The following is a 3,662-nucleotide window of genomic DNA, read 5'->3' as shown; positions in this document are numbered from 1 at the left end:
CCATCCATGGGGGCTCGTGAGCCGCATCCATGCGGCACAACGGTCCCGCCAACCCCCACACCCCCGCCCCTCGACAGTTGGCTGGTGGCCGTGGAAAGGCAGGGAAAGCCAACGTAACTAGCATCGAGCAGTGCATCTGCCGCTTAGCGGATCTCGACTAATTCGAGCAGCTCGACCCATTCAACCATGCCAACTACCTCGAGCATCCCGATCGCTTTGACCGTTCAGACCGCTCCGATCAGACCCATCACTGTCATCGCGCCGAATGTTCGAACCGTTGCGCACGCTCCAACCGCATCAACGGCTGTGATAATCGCAACAACTCTAGGGTTTCGATATTCGTCCGCGAAGGCTGCACAGGTTGACTGAGCCACAACGAAAGCCCTGCTTTTCCTTTGCGCACCAGCACATTGTCAAAGGGCGGGCACGGGTGGGTTGGCGGGACCATGAGCGCCATGGATGGCGCGACATAAGCCTACACGGACGTACTTGCGGCGGGTCCCGACGACCCACCCGTGCCCGCCCAAACCAGTACAAGCGTCGCCCTGAGCGCCCTTGCCGTTGTCGTTGTCGTTGTCGTTGTCGTTGTCGTTGCCGTTGCCGTTGCCGTTGCCGCTGCGATTGACGCACTCCAACGCACAAGCGCGAAACAAAAAAAGGGCGAGGCACTCGGCCCCGCCCTCTCAATACCACCGGAAATCGAATCAGCCGCGTCGCGCGCAATACATCGACTGCGCCGGCAACACCAGCTCGCCATCCACCACCTCGCCCACATCCGGACCCGGCACATGCATCGCCTGCCACGCCCCCACCGGCAGCGACACCCGAGCGCGCTCAGCCGACAGATTGAACGCCAACAGCAACGTCTCCTCCCCGTGCACCCGCTCGAACATCAACACCGGCTCGGCGGACTCGAGAAAACGAATATCTCCCACCAACAACGTCGGCATCGTCCGCCGCCACGCCAGGAACTGACGGAACGCGGTCAACACCGACTGCGGATCCTGTTCCTGCGTCGCCACCGATGCGGCCTGATGCTCCGCCGGAATCGGCAACCACGGCTCACCGGTCGTGAACCCCGCCTTCGGCGCATCGAGCCACGGCATCGGCGTGCGGCAGCCATCGCGGCCCTTGAAGTTCGGCCAGAAGGTGATGCCATACGGATCCTGCAGCGCCTCGAACGGCACATCCGCTTCGCCCAGCCCCAGCTCCTCGCCCTGGTACAGGCAGATCGAACCGCGCAGCGAGCACAGCATCGCCACCAGCATCCGGGCCAGTCGCGGTTGGGCCGGATGACCGCCCCAGCGCGTCACCGCGCGCTCCACGTCGTGGTTGGAGATCGCCCAGCATGGCCAGCCTTCGGTCATCGTCGCTTCCAGCCGCGACACGGTGTCGCGGATGTAACCGGCGCTGAAATCCTTCACCAGCAGCTCGAAGCTGTAGCCCATGTGCAGGCGGCCCGGCGCGGTGTACTCGGCCGTGGTCGCCAGCGAGTCTTCCGCGGAAATCTCGCCCAGGCTGACGGCGCCCGGGTACTCATCCAGCAGCGCGCGCAGCCGCTCGATGAAGCCGATGTTCTCCGGCTGCGTATTGTTGTAGTAGTGGTACTGGTAAGCGTACGGGTTGTCCGCGCTGAAGCCGCGGCCCAGGCGCTTCTCCAGCGGCTTGGCCGGATTGTCGCGCAGCTGGGCGTCGTGGAAACAGAAATTGATGGAGTCCAAGCGGAAGCCATCCACCCCACGGTCCAGCCAGAACCGGACGTAATCCAGCGTGGCCTGCTGCACCGCCGGGTTGTGGAAGTTCAGGTCGGGCTGGTCAGCCAGGAAGTTGTGCAGGAAATACTGCTCGCGGCGCGGCTCCCACTGCCAGGCCACGCCCCCGAAGATCGACATCCAGTTGTTGGGCGGGGTGCCGTCCTCGCGCGGATCGGCCCACACGTACCAGTCCGCCTTGGGATTGGTGCGGTCCTGCCGGCTCTCCTGGAACCAGGCGTGGTCGATCGAGGTATGGCTGAACACCTGGTCGATCATCACCTTCAGGCCCCGCGCATGCGCCTCGGCCAGCAGCCGGTCGAAGTCGGCGAGCGTGCCGAACATGGGGTCGACGTCGCGGTGGTCGGCGATGTCGTAGCCGAAGTCCGCCATCGGCGATTTGAAGAACGGCGAGACCCAGATCGCGTCAACGCCGAGGGCGGCGACATAGTCCAGGCGCTCGATGATGCCGGGCAGGTCGCCCACGCCATCGCCGTCGGCATCCAGGAAACTGCGCGGGTAGATCTGATAGATGACGGCACCGCGCCACCATGAAGACTGCGACATTGGGGCCCCCCTTCGGGCTTCCACGGCACCCACGAGGGGGGCCAGAAACGAACCCGACAAGCTTAGCTGCGTGCCTCCAGTGGTGGGGTTGCTTGCATACGTATTCACGCCGGACGGGGCACCTCCGGGCGCAACTGCCCCCGTGATCCGGGCACCCGTCGCGCGCGGGACGGGGGGGGGCGGCCTCCCGGATCGGCACGGTTCCGCTCCGTCCGCCCGCGGCCATCCCCGTCGATCCAGCGTCCCGGCGCGTCTTCGCGGGCGGAATACGACGGCACCGCCTATAATTCCGCCCAAGCCTGAAAGTCAGACCGCATGACCATCACCGAAGACACCCGCCCCGCGCTGGGCCTGCCCCAGATCCAGACGCTCGCCGCGCCCGACATGGACGCCGTCGATGCGCTGATTCGTCGCCGACTGTCCTCGGATGTCGTGCTGATCAACCAGATCGCCGACCACATCATCTCGGCCGGTGGCAAGCGCCTGCGGCCGATGCTGGTGATGCTGGCCGGCCACGCGGTCGGCCAGGCCGGACCCGAACACCACCAGCTGGCGGCGATCATCGAGTTCATCCACACCTCGACCCTGCTGCACGACGACGTGGTGGATGAATCCAGCCTGCGGCGCGGCCGCAGTACCGCCAATGCGCTGTGGGGCAACGCCCCGAGCGTACTGGTCGGCGATTTCCTTTACTCGCGCAGCTTCCAGCTGATGGTCGAGCTGGACCGCATGCCGGTCATGCGCATCCTCGCCGACACCACCAACCGGATCGCCGAGGGTGAGGTGCTGCAGCTGCTGCACGTCCACAACCCGGATACCGACGAGGCCGCCTACCTGCGCGTGATCGAGCGCAAGACCGCGGTGCTGTTCGCCGCTGGTACCCGTCTGGGCGCTTTGGCCAGTGGCGTCGATGAGGCCACCCAGCAGGCGCTGTACGACTACGGCATGCACCTGGGCTACGCCTTCCAGATCGCCGACGACGTGCTGGACTACTCGGCCAATGCCGATGAGCTGGGCAAGAACCTGGGCGACGACCTCGCCGAGGGCAAGGCCACGCTGCCGCTGATCCACGCGATGGCGCACTCGGATGCGACCACCCGCGAGCGCCTGCGCGAGATCGTGCAGAACGGCGATGCGACGGCGATGCCGGAAGTGCTGGCCGCCATCCACGCCACCGGCGGGCTGGATTACAGCCGCGCCCGAGCCGAGGAATACGCCGACGCCGCCGAGCGTGCGCTCGACGGCCTGGCCGACAACGATGCGGTCGCCGCCCTGCGCGGGCTGGCCCGCTACGCGGTGCAGCGCTCGCATTGATTGGAAGCGTGCCGACCAACGGTCGGCACC

General features: G+C 66.1%; 2 protein-coding genes. One reads left to right on the top strand and one right to left on the bottom strand.

Annotated features, from left to right (window positions below):
• Positions 1-704: 704 nt before the first annotated feature.
• A complete protein-coding gene (locus tag AB9O74_RS18660; RefSeq protein ID WP_369350177.1) occupies positions 705-2,318 on the bottom strand; it encodes an alpha-glucosidase family protein in 1,614 nt (537 codons plus the stop codon).
• A 315-nt stretch (positions 2,319-2,633) separates the two neighbouring features.
• On the opposite strand from AB9O74_RS18660, the gene AB9O74_RS18655 reads away from it, so the two are divergent.
• A complete protein-coding gene (locus AB9O74_RS18655; protein ID WP_176990793.1) occupies positions 2,634-3,632 on the top strand; it encodes a polyprenyl synthetase family protein in 999 nt (332 codons plus the stop codon).
• Positions 3,633-3,662: the final 30 nt, after the last annotated feature.

It is taken from the genome of Stenotrophomonas sp. JAG2 (assembly GCF_041080745.1).
Classification (GTDB): Bacteria; Pseudomonadota; Gammaproteobacteria; order Xanthomonadales; family Xanthomonadaceae; genus Stenotrophomonas; species Stenotrophomonas maltophilia_AA.
The sequence above is the reverse complement of the archived record's forward strand: the minus strand, read 5'-3'. Positions and strand labels throughout refer to the sequence as shown.

What these genes read in the sequence shown, in the direction of transcription:
- AB9O74_RS18655 (WP_176990793.1), top strand. Translation starts at nt 2,634, where the DNA reads ATGACCATCACCGAAGACACCCGCCCCGCGCTGGGCCTGCCCCAGATC.
- AB9O74_RS18660 (WP_369350177.1), bottom strand. Translation starts at nt 2,318, where the DNA reads ATGTCGCAGTCTTCATGGTGGCGCGGTGCCGTCATCTATCAGATCTAC.